We start from the raw sequence: 15,776 nt of genomic DNA on the forward strand, positions 1-15,776 counted from the left end.
TTGCGGCAATACGCATTTTTATAACGAGTTAATTGTACTCTATTCGTGGATCAAATCAATTATACTCATAAAATTTTTGCGTATTGCTGCACTTTTAGAGAGTATGAAAAAACCATACTCAACGCACAAAACCCTCCATCATTTATCTTGTATCATCGTTAAATTCCTCTTTAATAAGATCCTTAATATCACTCTTAATACTCTGCGTATCAACAATTGAATCTTCGCCCAGCTGATGAAATTTTTCTTTATCTTTAATTGTATAATCTTGATTATCATCATATTTCTTAGTAATCAATCGTATCATTTTACGTCTTAAAAATTTCTCGCCTTTTATATTTGATTTTTCTTTTATCCATGCAATAGTTAATATCGCAAGCATCACAAAGCCAATATATCCCAAAATTGGATACATAATAGACACCAATTCTTTAAAGCCCATAAAGGATAACGCATATCCTATTACTACAGCAGCAATCAAAACCGGGTAAAAATGCTTAGGATTGTCTGAAGAGAATCGTTTTGCGAATGCATAGAATAAGCTGAAAGCTGTATTAAAAATTAGCCCATAGATGATAAGAGCATATATTAACGAAAAAATGGGGTGAATCTGTTCAGCGATTGCTAACATGGGCATATCAACTGTAGAAGCTAGTTTAATATTTACATATAAGATACAAGTTGCAACAGTAATAATAATGCTAACCACAAGACCGCCCAAAATACCGCTTTTCTCTGCTACACCAATCCTCATAATGGATCCGCCTAGTACAAAAGCCATGGGGACTCCCGTCATTACCGTAAGTGCAAAATAATTTAGTAAAGAAATCCATACATTTGGCATTGGACTAGGGATTGTGGCTGAAATTGCTTCTAATTCATCGAAATCAAAGTTTCGATTTGTAAAAGTGTGGACTGCAATAATTATAATCATGATAAAAACTATGGGTGTAAATATTCCAAGTATGCCAGTAATTTTTTCGAAATCAAGAAAGCTGACAATGATTATTAGTGCAGCACACAACAATCCTCCTGCCCAAAATGGGAGACCGAACTGCTGATTAAGGTTTGAACCGGCTCCGGCAATCATAACAAAACCGACTACAAAGCAAGAAACGATTAAAGCTATATCAAGGATTTTATTCGTAATCGGTCCGGCTATTTGTGAAAGAACTTCAGAGTGATCATTAGATCGGAAATAACTGCCTAGCGTAATGATAATTTTACCAAAAACTACACTTATGATACCAAGAACAATGGTTCCTATAATCCCCCACTTACCAAAACTGACAAAGTATTGCATCAAGTCCTGACCGGAGGATAATCCGGCACCGATAACAACTCCAACATAAGCCAATGAAATATTTAAAATTCTTTTTAACACCTTCTACCTCCTTACTACTATATATACAAACTACGATTCCTCTTTCTCCAACAACGCCACCACCTCGCAGTTATTGGTTCTTGGGAACAAATCCACCGCGCAAAGCTTCTTCACCCTGTATCCTGCATTCTGAAGCGCCTCTAAATCCCTTGCCAGACTCTTTGGCTTACATGCCACATAAATGAGTCTCTCTACTCCGTAACGAATAATTAAATCCAAAGCTTTCCTATGCATCCCGTCTCTAGGCGGGTCTACGATAATAAAGTCGGGCGTCGGAAGAACGGTCGTCTCAAAGTTCAGCTCTCCATTACAGTTCCGCGCTCCATTGTCATCCTCTTTTTCCGGGTTTTCCCCTTTCGTTTCCTCCCGCTTTGCACTCTCTTCCAGTACCTTCAGCACATCTCCGGCAATAAAATGACAGTTTTCTATTCCGTTTTCTCGCGCATTTTCCTTAGCCGACCGGACAGCCTCGTCCACTATTTCTACCCCGTAAGCATCCCGAGCTACTTTGCTCATGAGCTGAGTAATCGTTCCGGTTCCGGAATAGAGATCAAAGATAATCGGTTTATCCTTTGCAGAGTCCGAAAGATTTGCATACTCTCGAATTTTTTCATACAATTTTTCGGCTCCAAGACTGTTGGTCTGAAAAAAAGAAAAGGGTGTAATTTTAAAACGCAAGCCCAAAAGTTCTTCGTAAAAGAAATCCTTTCCATAGAGAATCTCCGTGCCTTGGTTTACCACCGCATCCGCCGGACTGTCATTTTTCGTATGCAGAATTCCCGCAAAATGCCCTTCCAAGCTGCCTTCTTTTTCCAATTGCAAGAGGCTTTCGCACCATCCCGTGAGAAGAGACTCCTCTGTTTGCGCACTTTCCGGATTCCATGAAGCATGAATGAGAGAGACCAGGATTTCTCCTGTTTTTTCCGCCCTTCTAAGCAGAAGGTGGCGAAGATAGCCCTCATGTCTCTTCTTGTGAAAATAAGATATACCCTTTTCCCGAAAATAATTTCTGCTCACGGTAAGAATTTTTCCCATATCCGGGCTGGGGAGTCTACAGTCATCCGTATTTAAAATATTAAAAAAACTTCTTTTTTGGTGTAGTCCAAGACAAAGAGGGCCATCCTTTTCCTGATCGCCGAAAGAAAATTCCATCTTATTCCGGTAAGCTTCTTTTTGAGGCGAGGATAAGATTCCCTCAAAGGGAAGCTCTCCTATTACTATCGGCAAAAACAGACTTCTTATTTCCTCTTCTTTTTTCTTCAGTTCCTCTTCATAGGAAATCTTCTGGTAAAAGCAACCTCCGCAATATTCCTCATTTTTGCACCATTCTTTTGCCATTTTCACCTATACTCTCCCTTACTATTCTTTCTTTTGCGATTGATTCATGTAGCCCATTCTACAACAAAAATAGATCGATGAACAAGCTATAACGAGAACACCCGCACTTTCCGCATGGTTCTCGTTATGGATGAAGAAAAGGAGGCATTTCTGCCTCCTATATCTGTCCTACCTTCTCTTTTACTCTTCTTCCGAAAAATCCTCGGAATCCTCATCGTAATCATCATACTCATCATACTCATCTGAGTGATTGGGAGCCAAGAAGCGATACACGCAATAAGCCAATCCGCAAAAAAGAATAATCCCGCTGATAACCGCTAGTACAATGCAAATCGTTTCCGTTGTCTTTTTTTCTTCTTTATGCTTATCTCTTGTCCTAAGAGCATACTGAAAATCGGAGCTCAAACTTTTTGCCTCTTCCGTAAATCTTCTGGCTCTATCTTTAAGATTTTCTATATTCCACTGTTCCATATATTCTTCCTTTCGAAAAGCATTACCATTCCCGAATGCCTTGTTGATAACTGCCAAATGGCCTTATCACCGGGCGAGTTTTGAATCAGTATATCGGTCTTTTTCTGAAAATGCAATGGGGAAATCACACTGTACCGGATTATTCCAATACCCAGTTTCCATCTGCCATAACAAAGTTCTTCTCCACACCGAGCTTATTCATCCAGAACTTGGTTAAAGCAATCGTATACGTTTCCTGATCCTCCGTAAACGGTTCCTTTCGTTTATCCCAAAGTTCTTTGGAACTGGGCCAGAGTGCATAGCGCGGATTAACTGTACTATAGAACGCAAAGCTTCCACCGTGCTGACCGTGATGAGCCATTTGCACAATATCCGCTTTCAGCTTCTCTGCCGGCAATTCCTCCAGAAGCTTTCCCGCCGCCTCATAAGGAAGATCCCCGGTAATCAAGAGCTTCTTTCCGTTTATCGTAATCATGTAGCAAATAGAACTGTTATTTCCGGTATCAATCGGGATGGAATAAGCTGTATTTAAAATCTCCACCGATACATTTCCATAAGAAAATGTTGTACCCCTCTCGGAATTCTCGTGCTTCTTCTCCGCAGGATAAGCAGCAAGATCATCCATTACTTCCTTAATCATCGGTAATCTGTAGCTCTGCTCATACTGCTCATAAAAGGAGTATGGCGCAAAGCTGAAATAAATCTGTCCCGGATCAATATTATAATAATCCGGATGCCCGGCCACCTTCTGCTGTTCCAAAATAACGGAAAGTGCTCCGACATGATCCTCATGCGGATGCGTAAGGAGCCATGCGTTAACCTTTCCTCCCCTTGCCTTAATATACTTGGATAAATAGGGTGCATTGGTCTTTAAGCCGCCATCCACAACAATTAATTGTCCTTCATTGCTTTCAATCACAATACTGATTTGTTGTCCGCTTTCATTGCCCTTAATCATAGTAATCTTGGCACCGCCGAGGCCGATTGTGGAATCGGTATAGGTAGGGGTTGCCTCTCCATTCCGAACATAGATGGGAGCATTGCCTCCACTGGTCTTATCTTGACTTAAACTTGCCTCCGTGTTTGCGTTTCCATAGATGGTTCCCGTGCTGCTTTCCTCAGCAAATGTGGGTAATGCCAAAAGAAAACTCATTCCCACAGCAAGTGCCAGGCTTCCAAATCTTTTATTCATTTATACTCCTTTACGTCTTTCTTACTGTCTTACTCCGTCTGCCCCAATGGAAAAACCGTCTTTTACCGTATTCTGTTCCATGGCTCCTACAGGGATGTCAGCATCACTCACATTGAAGAAATACCACTTCTCTCCGATATTTTCCCAACCGGTCTTCATTTCGCCGTTTTGGATATCCAGATAGTACCACCGGTCATTCAGCTGTCGCCAGGATGTCGCCATCTGTCCCGCAGCTCCGCCTTCCGTATCAAAGTAATACCATTTTCCGCCTACTTCCTGCCAGCCGGAAAGCATTACGCCGTCACCGTTCATATAGTACCAGTGCTCCCCAATCTTCTGCCAACCGGAAAGCATCTTTCCCTGCTCATCAAAATAGAACCAATAATCTTTCACTTTGGTCCAGCCTTTGGCCAATCTTCCGTTTGCTTCATAGTACCAATCCGCACCGTTCTGACGCCAGCCTGAAGCTGCCTCTCCGGGGCCGTTTGCATCGGGATTTTCCTGATTTTGCTGTCCATTATACTTCTCGGAAGCTCTCTTCTTATTATCCTTCTCCCGCTCAGCCTTGGTTTTTTTCTTCTTTTTTGCACTGTATTCTTTGAAGCTTCCCTTTGAGATACCGGTAGCCTTTAACGTAATCAAATTAAAGAAATACTCTCCGCTATCTCCGTCCGGATCTTCTACGCTTCCTGAAGAATCCACATACAGGGAATCCGCAAAATACTGTGCCATATCATCCCTTTTATCATATACGGCACGAACCGCGATATGATCGAACTCTTTTCCGCTTTGGGTATAAGAAGAAAAATTGAACTTGGGAGAATTGCTGTGCTTTTTTACAATTTTTTCATCTCCGTTTGCCGTATTGTAGAATACCAGGACATCATAGCCTGTTGCATAATTAACCTTTTCCCAAGTATAGGATTTTTCATCAGAACTGAAGTTTGTCGGTTCCTTCAAAACATAATAGGGGTAAGCATTTGCCTTTATTTTAATCGTATTCTTTCCCTTCTCGGTTACCGCCATTTCATACGCGCCGCGTACCTCCACCACGGTAGAAGAATCAAAGAATTGTCCCTCGTCCGCCTTCACGGTTATCGTATAGGTATAGGGTTTTTTGGGCGTATTGTACTTTCCGTCAACAGAGAAGTTGCTGACCTCGTATCCGCTATCCATCGCTCTTGCATCCGGCTTGGAATACGTTGCACCGGCTTCCAGCTCTAAATCCTCATTGGGGCTGATGTCCACCTGCACCCTTCCTACCAATTGCTCCGCAAAAGCGGGAAGCGCAAAGATTCCCGATAAAAGTGCGGTAACCAAGATGATTCTTTTCTTCATCATAATTCTCCTTATGTTTCTGTTTTTTTATATTTTTGAAACGCCTTACGGCATCCATGCTCCGTTTGCATCGAAGCGGTATTCCACCCCGTTAATGGTACGACTTGTATTTTCCAGCATTGCACCGGATTCTTCCATATAATACCACAGATTGTTAATGAATTTCCATCCTGTTCTCATGGCTCCGTCCTGATTTAACCAGTACCATTTTCCGTTAACATTCTGCCAATTCACCGCCATTGCGCCGGAATCCTTCAGATAATACCAAAGATTATTTTGGAATAACCATCCAGTCTGCATGATTCCCCGTGCATCCATAAAATACCATAGGCCGTTTACCTGTTTCCAACCGGTAGTCGCCTTACCGTTTTCCATGTATTTCCATTGTCCGGGCACAGTCTGTACCCAGCCGTTTTCTATACTTGCCGCTTCCTTTCCGGGTCCCTCACCGGAAACAACTGTACCGTCAACACCGTTTCCGCTTCCCGTAGTAGAAGTTTTCTCCGTATTTCCGGATGTCTTTTGTGAAGTGCCTGAAGAAGTGGACACGGAATTCGACCCGCTACTACTTTTTCCCGCATTTTTCTGGGAAGGGTTTCCTCCCCCATATACCTTCCAGGAAAATTCAGTGGTGACCTGTCCTTTGATTCCCTTTACTACACCCTTTTCACTGGACTGCCAGATTGTCGTCTTACTCCCTCCTACCGGTACATAGACCCGATTTTCCGGATAAGCCGCAAACCAAACGTCACAAGAAATCTTGGACAGATTCATGTATTTTGTAAGCCAGGTACGATTTGCATAGACCATAGGAATAAAACCGGCGTCCTCCACCTTCTTGCAATATGCATTGATCATATCCGTCAAATCGTCCTTACTCAATCCCTCTGACAGCATGGACGCCACTTCCAGGTCATAAGCAACCGGATACTCCAGTTTATAGGGTTTTATTTTTTTTAAGGTCAAATCGGCTTCCGCCATTGCATCGTTCATATTTTTTGCGGTGGAACAAAGATAAACGCCGACTTTGATACCGGCCTTCTGCGCCCCTTTTACGTTCGCATCAAAATAAGCATCCTCCTTTGTCCCGTAGGCAAGCCGAATCATAACAAAGTCGAGTCCGTCCTTCTTTGCCGCATTCCAGTCTATGGGACCGTTCTCATTTTGAAACTTGGAAACCTCCGTTCCCTTCTCCAAATACAGAAAATCGGAACCGTCCTGATTGGTATAGCCGTACCACCCGGCATATTCATCTGCTACCGTACTCTCTACAGCATCCGTACTCGCCACAGTTTCCGTCTTTCCGATTAAATCTCCCGGTCCAACGGCAAATGCACTGCTTGGTGAAAGACAACTCAGCATAATCACGAAAATAGATGTAAAGCAAAGCTTCATTCGTTTTACGGGCATCCTTGTGCAAAACCGCTCATTTGCTTTTTGAAAAACCATTTTATTCCTACTCCTCCCCGTCTTATTCTCCTAAGACTATCGGCGAAAAAGAAAAATGGCAATAGCGGGGGAAGAACCGTAAGAGATATTCAGAAAAGAGTAAGGACTTTGCGGATATAAAGAAGCTTTCGAGGCCGCAAAACATATTTTATGAAAGAATTGATTCCTTATACGGAAAATGGGTTTATAACAAAAAACTTCGGCATCCTAATGTTTTCAGGATACCGAAGCCTCTTGTCACATAGAAGAACATAAGCAAACTCACTTCTTCTCTTTATATCTCACACACTTACCCCGAAGGGATACTTACTCAGTATATATACTGTATCGGCAAAAAGCGAATTAGTATAAATTATTTGCCCTATATTTTAAAAAAAATAATTTAAAACAATCTCCTGATTGATTTAATCGGTTTATAGGTAGCCGACTCAATCGTCACACCGGAACGAGAATTCAGTGCGGATAGCATTCTTCCCTCTCCCAGGTAAATACCGACATGACCGGAATAAGCCAATATATCACCGGGAAGCGCATTTTCCAAAGAGCCTACACTCGTACCAACGGAACGAATTGCTCCGGAAGAATGCGGAAGGGAAATCCCGAAATGCCCGAATACGCCTACTAAAAAGCCGGAACAGTCCGACCCGTGAAGAAGACTCAAACCGCCATATCGGTATGGACGTCCGATAAACTGCGAAGCATAGTCTACAACCTGCTGTCCTTTGGCGCGGCTGTCTCCTTTTAAATTATCCTCTACAACTATTTCAACTGTCTGTTCTTCCTGAGAAACCATCCCTCCGTCTTCACTGAAAACCAAAATATCATCTTGCTCCGAAGGTGCCGCCAGGGCGGACAGAGAAGGTACGGAAGAAAAAGCAAATACTGCAATTCCCAGTGCAAGGATTCCTTTTTTTGTCCTTTGCAATACAGAATGTCTTCCTTTCCGTTCAAAGTGCTTGGGTTCTTCCCCTGCTGTGCACAAACTAGCATTCCACTTCTGCATAAAATCTCCTTTGCTCTTTTCTCCGGGCAAAAAGAAAGCCCGAGTATCGTAATACGCTATCATTCTAGGGAGAACTTATGGCGAAAATAAAAACACAGTATGAAGATTCGCTAACGCTTTCTTACGAAAGAAACTGTTTTTTTAACGCTTTCATACCGTGTTTTTTACAATTTTATGACATTTTAAGCTTTTTTATAATCAAAATTAAGAGTTTGCCGAAGAGCTTCTCTTTTAACCTTTTAATGCGTCTCTCGCTTCTTCTTCCTTTTCCCCTTCCGGTGTATAGCCGATTAATTTTTCGGATACATGGGTATCAAAGAAATGTACTACCGGTCCGAGACCGAATGCGGATATCAAGGTTCCTATGCCGACCAACCCTCCTGTAAGGAAAGTGCCCAAAGCACAGATTCCATCCGTAAACATTCTACATGCAAAATAATGTTTCTTCGTCTTATCTCGAAGCCCCAGGGAAAGATAGTCATACGGTGCAATCCCGAGGTCAGCCGTCTGATAAAGAGAAACTCCCAAAGAAGTTACCACCACGGCAACTGCAGCCCAAACAATCTGTATAATGAGACCGTGTTCCTCAGCCGGCCCAAAGTTTCGGAGAAGAATAGCATAAAAAAAGCTTACGATATAACCAAGTAAAATTCCATTCACAAAAGTCCCCGCCCCAATGTATTTTCTTCCGAAAATAAACTGAATCAGGAAGAACAGAATATTGCATAACAGATTTTGAAAACCATAGGGAATGCCGAATATCTCCGCTATGCGCATATTCAAGGCGGAAATCGGATCATTTCCGAGATGAGACTCTTTAAACAGAGCTATCCCGATGGAAATGATAAATACCCCGAGCACCATGCTTACATACCGCTTAAGCAATACTCTATTATTTTTCATTTTTCACCCGCTCACTAAATGACTGCTTTTTGGAAAGCGACTGTCTTTACTCATGAACCACAATCGGGCACCCCTTCTGAATCCGATTATACAACTCTGCCGCCTTATTTCGCGGCAAATTAATGCAACCGTGAGAGCCGCCTCTGACATAGATATTTCCCCCAAACTTGGAACGCCAGGATGCGTCATGTAAGCCGATTCCTCCATTAAACGGCATCCAATAGTCTACGTGGGCTTCATACTCCGGTTTCCCGTTAACCAGTTTGCCGCGGAGCGTTCTATTCGTTTCTTTGCCTTTCAAGAAAAAGATCCCCGGCGGTGTCGCTCTGTCTCCGCTCAACATTCCGGTCACTGTAGGGCTTTCCCAAACCAAATTTCCGCCTTCATAGTAATAAACATGCTGTAAGCTTAAATCGATTTCTACAAAAGTCGTTCCGAATTGGGGCTGTGCATACTGGGCAGGTCTATAGCTGTAAACCGGTTCTCTTTCCATCGTCTTAAAAGAAGAAATAGCCTGCTTTAAGGCTTCTTTTTCTCCCTGTACATTGATATGAAGAGCATAAGGAGTCAGCATGGCAATGTCCTTCCCGCTGGCAGAATGAAAAGAAACCGTATTACCCGGGTTTCCGTACTTTCCCTCCAAGTAATTGGCATAGGCCAAAACCTTAGCCTCATCAAAGATAACTCCGTTGCCATTGATTCCCAAAACCATATCACTTAAGGTATCTCCGGAAAGAACTTCCTTGTTCCCTAAGATATTGGTCACGATTTCTACGGACTCCAGACGTCTAAGAACCTCCAGTTTCGGTTCAAGATCGCTCTTATGCACTGTCACCGTGTCGTAAATCCCTCTTTGTGTTAAATCAAGAGTATTTTCTCCCCTCTGCAGAGCGGAGTACAGATTCGCATAGAACTTTGCCTCGTCCAAAGAATCTCCCTCTACTTCGGGAACAATGCTGTATGTACCGTCTTTTTGGATATACGCATTCGCGGTTTTCTTGCTGTACTTTAAAACGGAAAGCTGTGCAAGCCTTTCTTTTAGCTTTGCCTCATCAAATTTTGCGGAACTGCCTTCTAAGGAAAAATCATAACGACCGTCCGCTTTGGGTTCCAAGCCTTCTTTCTCTTCTCTTTTCAGGATTTCCTCTAAATTCGTTGCCGCGGAAAGCTGATAGCCGATATCGGATCCTTTGATTTCCTCTACCTTATCTCTTCCCTTAATATATAAAACATAATTTCGGCTGTATTCTCCTTCCAGATAGGACTTAGCCTCCTCTACAGTCTTTCCGGAAAGGGGAATCCCGTTTCCGTACGTTCCCATAACAAACCGATCCAAGGCATAGGCAGACATCGGTAAAAGCACGCTAAGCAGCAATGCGCTAAAAAACAGTTTAATCTTCTTCATGTATTCCTCCAAAAGTATTTTCCCCCTATTCTACACTGTCTGCCTATCTTTGAGTAGTCAAAATATTAAAATTTGTCTTAAGCCCCAAACACCTTTTTTCTTAAAGCCAAACCTGTAGGACTGGCTGCCAGTCCTCCCTGCGCAGTTTCTTTCAGACTGGAAGACATATTGTCCCCTACCGATTTCATGGCGGCAATGCACTCATCTACCGGAATCTTTAAATCTATTCCGGAGAGCGCCATATCTGCACTGGAAAAGGCAATCATCACGCCCGAGACGTTTCTTTTCACGCAGGGAATCTCCACGAGTCCGGCTACCGGATCACAGACCAGTCCCATTTGATTGATAATAGCCATCCCCAAAGCATCTCCACAGGCACTCGGGCTTCCACCCATAAGCTCCACGAGGGCCGCTGCAGCCATGCCCGATGCGGAACCGCATTCCGCCTGGCATCCTCCCTCCGCCCCGGAAATGGAAGCGGTTTGCGCAATCACCATCCCGAAGGCTCCTGCCGTAAAAATAGACATCACAATATCTCTCTTAGCGAATCCTCTATCCTCGTACATGGATACCAAGCATCCCGGAAGGATACCGCAAGAACCTGCCGTAGGGGTAGCCACGATTCTTCCCATCGCGGCATTACAGTTGGAAACACACATGGCTCTTCCGATGGCCTTAGTTAAAAACTTTCCCGAAAGACCTCCGTTTGTCTTTTCGGCATAGTTTAACATCTTATTTCCTTCTCCCCCGGTCAGACCGGAGGTGGAACGAAGGTTCGGATCATTTCCCTTGCTGACGGACTCCAACATCACCTCAAAATTTCTTTCCATGATGGAGTAGATTTCCTCCTCCGACTTCTGCATCTGATCCGCCTGATCCTTTAGACAGAGCTCACTGATTTTGATTCCCTGCCTCTCTGCCGTATCGCAGAGTTCTTTGATACTCGTATATTTAATCATTTTTTCTCCCGGCTTTCTACTTTCCTGCTTTTCCAAGCCCAAAACTGTTACTAATCCTAAAACTGTTACTAAGCCCAAAACCGTTACTAAGCCCAAAACTGTTTTATATTGCCCTTATCAAAATGGCATTTTCCACATTCGGTAATTGATTGATATCCTTCATCAGTTCTTCCGGAGGTAACTGATCAATTTCGATAGTCATTAGAGCCGTTCCCCCTTTTTCGGGACGGCTGAGCCGGAAGTTTCCAATATTCAGATCTTTATACTTTTCATACATAATATGGGTAACTTCGGCAATCACCCCCGGTTTATCCCTATGCAGGACCAGGATGGTATTATTTTCTCCCGTAAAATCGACACGCATGCCGTTTACGGAATCCACCCGAATATTTCCTCCTCCGATGCTGGCACCTTCTACAACTCCGCTTTGTCCGTTATCCAGAGTGTAATGGATTCTCGCCGTATTGGGATGCGCTCCCGGAATATCATTTTCTATAAAACGATAATCTATTCCTCTGTCCTTTGCAATCTGCAGAGCATCTCGGATTTCCTCGTTGTAACTATGGTAGCCCATAATGCCGGCTAATAATGCCCTATCCGTACCATGTCCTCTGTAGGTTCTGGCAAAGGAGCCGGACAATTCAATATCTACCTCTTTGAATTCTCCTCCCTCCGCGAGCTTATTTACAACTCTGCCAAGTCTTACCGCTCCGGCCGTATGAGAACTGGAAGGTCCTATCATAATCGGTCCGATAATATTAAAAACATTCACTGTATACCTCTTTTCTTAAACAGGGGTTGCAAAAAAGAACAGATTATAATTTTTACCTGAAATCCATCCTTTTCACAACCCCTTTTCCATTTTTGCCGCATACGTGGAATTCTTTTATTCCGCTTTATTTACTTCTTTTCTTTGGCAATCATTCTTGTATAGAACTCATTGACCACTACTCCGATTGCATTATCCCCGGACACATTACAAGCCGTTCCAAAGGAATCCTGCGTGATGTAAAGGGCAACCATGATTGCGCAAATCGGTCCGTTCGGATCTCCCGCTTCTTTCCCAAAAATCATATAAAGGAAGGGAAGTGCCGTCATGATGGAACCGCCCGGTGCCCCCGGAGAAGCAACCATCGCAATACCCAGAGTCATGATGAACGGCACCACGGTGGATAGACTGATGGGAATCCGATTCATAAGGCAAACTGCCGTTGCGCAAGCCGTAATCGTAATCATGGAACCGCACATATGGATATTGGCACAAAGGGGAACGACGAAGTTTCGAATTTGTTCGGAAATGCCGTCATGCTTTGCACATTCCAAGTTAACCGGGATTGTCGCCGCGGAGGACTGTGTTCCCAGCGCAGTAGTATAACCCGGAATCTGATTTTTCATCAAGGTAAACGGATTTTTCTTTGAAATCGTACCGGCTACAATAAACTGCACAAAGAGATAGCAAAGGTGCATGATAATTACAACGATAAATACCTTCCAAAGAATAGACAAAATAGCAAAGGTCTTTCCGGAACGGGTCATGTCCACAAAGGTTCCCAAAATATACAGCGGAAGCAGAGGAATAATCACTTTGTGTAAAACCCTATCGATGATACCGGAGAAGTCCTTCATTGCGTCATAAAGTGTAGACCCGATTTCCTTCCCGCGCATCGTAGACAGACACAGTCCCATGATAAAAGCCAGTACTACCGCCGACAAGGTATCAAACATCGGCGGAATGCTGATAGAGAAGAAAGACGCAACTGACTGGGACGCCGTCGCCTGAATCTGCTTCATTGCCTCCGCCGACATAAAACTTGGAAATAAATTAATAGAGACCAAATAAGAAATCGTTCCGCCAATCAGCGTGGAGCCATATGCCAGAATCACCGTGAATAGCAGAAGTTTTCCCGCACCCTGAGAAAGATCCGCAATTCCCATACTGACATAGGCCAAAATCATTAAAGGAATTACAAACTTTAAAAAATTACTGAAAATTCCGGACAAGGTCACAATCAGACTACAAAGTCCGAGTGGTGCATATTGCCCGATTAAAATACCGAAAATAATTGCGATAATGAGTTTTGGTACCAAACCTAGTTTTCTTTTCATTTCCATTCCTCCTCCCAAGGGATATGGCACGGCTTTTCGCCAAGCTTTATACAAAAATCCCCGAGTAGAGACTTCTACCCAGGGATTTTTATTAAAAATATACAAGTAAAATATCTCTTCTTTGTATATTATATCCTGTATATTTTACTTTGTTAAGCTTTTTCTATAATATTCCACCAACTGCTACAATGAGTGGAGCAAACACCAGAGCAATAACCGTCATCAACTTGATGAGAATATTGATAGAAGGTCCGGATGTATCTTTAAAGGGATCCCCAACCGTATCACCCACTACTGCCGCCTTGTGGGTTTCCGATCCCTTTCCGCCGTGATGTCCCTCCTCAACGTACTTTTTTGCATTATCCCAAGCGCCGCCGGAATTGGACATAAAGATAGCCATCATGACTCCCGAAACCAAAGCTCCCGCAAGAAGGCCGCCCAAAGACTCTGCCCCCAGTAAAAGACCGATTACAAGTGGAGCAAGTACAGCCAGAACACCGGGAATAATCATCTCTCGTAGCGCTGCATGAGTGGAAATACTCACGCAAGTTCTGTAATCCGGCTTCTCCGTGCCCTCCATGATACCCGGTTTTTCTCTAAACTGTCTTCTTACCTCGGAAATCATGGAGAAGGCAGCCTTACTTACCGAACTCATGGTAAATGCAGAGAAGAGGAAGGGAAGCATTGCGCCGACAAAAAGACCGATGCATACACGGCTGTCCAATACATTGATGTTTTGTAAGCCCACCGCCTGCGCATAGGAAGCAAAAAGGGCGAGTGCGGTAAGTGCCGCAGAACCGATGGCAAAGCCCTTTCCCATAGCAGCCGTAGTATTTCCCACAGCGTCCAGCTGATCCGTGATATTTCTTACTTCCTCGGGGAGACCTGCCATCTCCGCAATACCTCCCGCATTATCCGCAATCGGACCGTAAGCATCTACCGCAACGGTAATTGCAGTGGTAGATAACATTCCTACTGCGGCAAGCGCAATACCGTACAGTTCGAGCACATGATAAGAAACAAAAATTGCTACGCAAATCAATAAAATTGGAACAGCGGTCGAACGCATACCAATTGCCATACCGGAAATAATATTCGTTGCCGGACCGGTTTCGGACTGCTTCGCAATGTCTTTTACCGGATTGTAAGCGGACGAAGTGTAATACTCCGTAATAGCACCGATGGCAAGACCCGCAACTAAACCGGCCATCACGGCCAGAGCCGCATGGAAGTTTCCAAAGAAATATTGAGAAAGCCCAAAGGCAAAAACCAGTACAGCCAGCGCTGAAGAATAGCTTGCCATTTTCAAAACCTTACTCGGATTTTCTCCTCCGAGAGCAAGCACCAAAACACTGCCGAGAACACAGGCAAGTAAAGACAGCCCCGCTAAAAGTAACGGAAAAGCCACACCCTCTATCGACTTTCCTTCTAAAAGGAAGCCAAGCGTCATAGCGGAAACCAAGGCTCCCACATAAGACTCGAAAAGGTCCGCTCCCATACCGGCAACGTCACCTACATTATCTCCTACGTTATCGGCAATGACTGCAGGGTTTCTCGGATCATCCTCCGGGATTCCGGCCTCAACCTTTCCAACCAGGTCCGCCCCGACGTCAGCCGCCTTGGTATAAATTCCCCCGCCTACACGAGCAAAAAGAGCAATACTGGAAGCCCCAAGGGAAAAACCGGAAAGGACGCCGACATCCTTCGTAACAAGGTAAAAAATTCCCACTCCGAAAATACCGAAGCCGGAAACACACATTCCCATAACGGAACCGCCCGAAAAAGCTACCGAAAGCGCCTTTTTCATTCCGGACTGTCTTGCAGCCTCAGCAGTACGAACATTGGCAGCTGTTGCGGAACGCATACCGAAGTAGCCTGCCAAAGTGGAAAGCAGTGCTCCGAAAACAAAAGCTACCGCACTAAGCCAGCTTCTTGTTCCGAATCCGATGCACAAAAATAAGCTGCAAACAAAAAAAAGAAGGATCCGATATTCTGCAAAAAGAAATGCTTCTGCACCTTCTGCAATGGCCTTTGCAATTTCTTTCATTCTTTCATTTCCGGAATCCTCCTTCAGAATCTTCTGTCCCTGAAAAAGCGCGAACAAAAGACCCAGAATACCCAAAACAGGTATCGCGAAAAATAAACTATTCATTTTTCCTCCCTCATTGATCAAAATACTGTCACTTCTCCCGTTGTTTCCTCATAATACCAAACGAATATAGAATTTT

The 15,776-nt window shown here is 43.8% G+C and carries 13 protein-coding genes; all 13 read right to left on the reverse strand.

The window, feature by feature from the left end; genetic code table 11:
• Positions 1-142 precede the first annotated feature (142 nt).
• On the reverse strand, positions 143-1,384 hold the full coding sequence (locus HMPREF9624_RS06290) for a YkvI family membrane protein (protein ID WP_009537025.1): 1,242 nt from the start codon (positions 1,382-1,384) through the stop codon (positions 143-145).
• Positions 1,385-1,414: 30 nt separating this feature from the next.
• Complete coding sequence (locus HMPREF9624_RS06295) at positions 1,415-2,722, reverse strand: class I SAM-dependent RNA methyltransferase (protein ID WP_009537026.1); 1,308 nt, start codon at positions 2,720-2,722, stop codon at positions 1,415-1,417.
• Between the two features lie 180 nt (positions 2,723-2,902).
• Complete coding sequence (locus tag HMPREF9624_RS06300) at positions 2,903-3,193, reverse strand: hypothetical protein (RefSeq protein WP_009428405.1); 291 nt, start codon at positions 3,191-3,193, stop codon at positions 2,903-2,905.
• A gap of 139 nt (positions 3,194-3,332) precedes the next feature.
• Entirely contained in the window at positions 3,333-4,385 is a 1,053-nt protein-coding gene (locus HMPREF9624_RS06305) for a ComEC/Rec2 family competence protein (protein WP_009537027.1), read from the reverse strand.
• A 21-nt stretch (positions 4,386-4,406) separates the two neighbouring features.
• Entirely contained in the window at positions 4,407-5,726 is a 1,320-nt protein-coding gene (locus HMPREF9624_RS06310) for an N-acetylmuramoyl-L-alanine amidase family protein (protein ID WP_009537028.1), read from the reverse strand.
• Between the two features lie 42 nt (positions 5,727-5,768).
• Positions 5,769-7,172, reverse strand: a complete 1,404-nt coding sequence (locus tag HMPREF9624_RS06315; RefSeq protein ID WP_009537029.1) for a glycoside hydrolase family 25 protein — start codon at positions 7,170-7,172, stop codon at positions 5,769-5,771.
• Between the two features lie 382 nt (positions 7,173-7,554).
• Complete coding sequence (locus HMPREF9624_RS06320) at positions 7,555-8,175, reverse strand: C40 family peptidase (RefSeq protein ID WP_009537030.1); 621 nt, start codon at positions 8,173-8,175, stop codon at positions 7,555-7,557.
• A gap of 231 nt (positions 8,176-8,406) precedes the next feature.
• Positions 8,407-9,078 carry a YczE/YyaS/YitT family protein gene (locus HMPREF9624_RS06325; protein ID WP_009537031.1) on the reverse strand — a complete coding sequence of 224 codons (672 nt, stop codon included), beginning with the start codon at positions 9,076-9,078 and terminating at the stop codon, positions 8,407-8,409.
• Between the two features lie 46 nt (positions 9,079-9,124).
• Entirely contained in the window at positions 9,125-10,483 is a 1,359-nt protein-coding gene (locus tag HMPREF9624_RS06330; protein ID WP_009537032.1) for a L,D-transpeptidase family protein, read from the reverse strand.
• A gap of 77 nt (positions 10,484-10,560) precedes the next feature.
• Positions 10,561-11,442, reverse strand: coding sequence for an L-serine ammonia-lyase, iron-sulfur-dependent, subunit alpha (sdaAA, locus tag HMPREF9624_RS06335; RefSeq protein WP_009537033.1), 882 nt, complete (start codon positions 11,440-11,442; stop codon positions 10,561-10,563).
• A gap of 103 nt (positions 11,443-11,545) precedes the next feature.
• Positions 11,546-12,214, reverse strand: coding sequence for an L-serine ammonia-lyase, iron-sulfur-dependent subunit beta (sdaAB, locus tag HMPREF9624_RS06340; RefSeq protein ID WP_009537034.1), 669 nt, complete (start codon positions 12,212-12,214; stop codon positions 11,546-11,548).
• Positions 12,215-12,342: 128 nt separating this feature from the next.
• Positions 12,343-13,554, reverse strand: a complete 1,212-nt coding sequence (locus HMPREF9624_RS06345; protein WP_036594890.1) for a dicarboxylate/amino acid:cation symporter — start codon at positions 13,552-13,554, stop codon at positions 12,343-12,345.
• 157 nt (positions 13,555-13,711) lie between these two features.
• Complete coding sequence (locus HMPREF9624_RS06350) at positions 13,712-15,700, reverse strand: sodium-translocating pyrophosphatase (protein WP_009537036.1); 1,989 nt, start codon at positions 15,698-15,700, stop codon at positions 13,712-13,714.
• Positions 15,701-15,776: the final 76 nt, after the last annotated feature.

Source organism: Oribacterium asaccharolyticum ACB7 (assembly GCF_000238075.1).
Lineage (GTDB): Bacteria > Bacillota > Clostridia > Lachnospirales > Lachnospiraceae > Oribacterium > Oribacterium asaccharolyticum.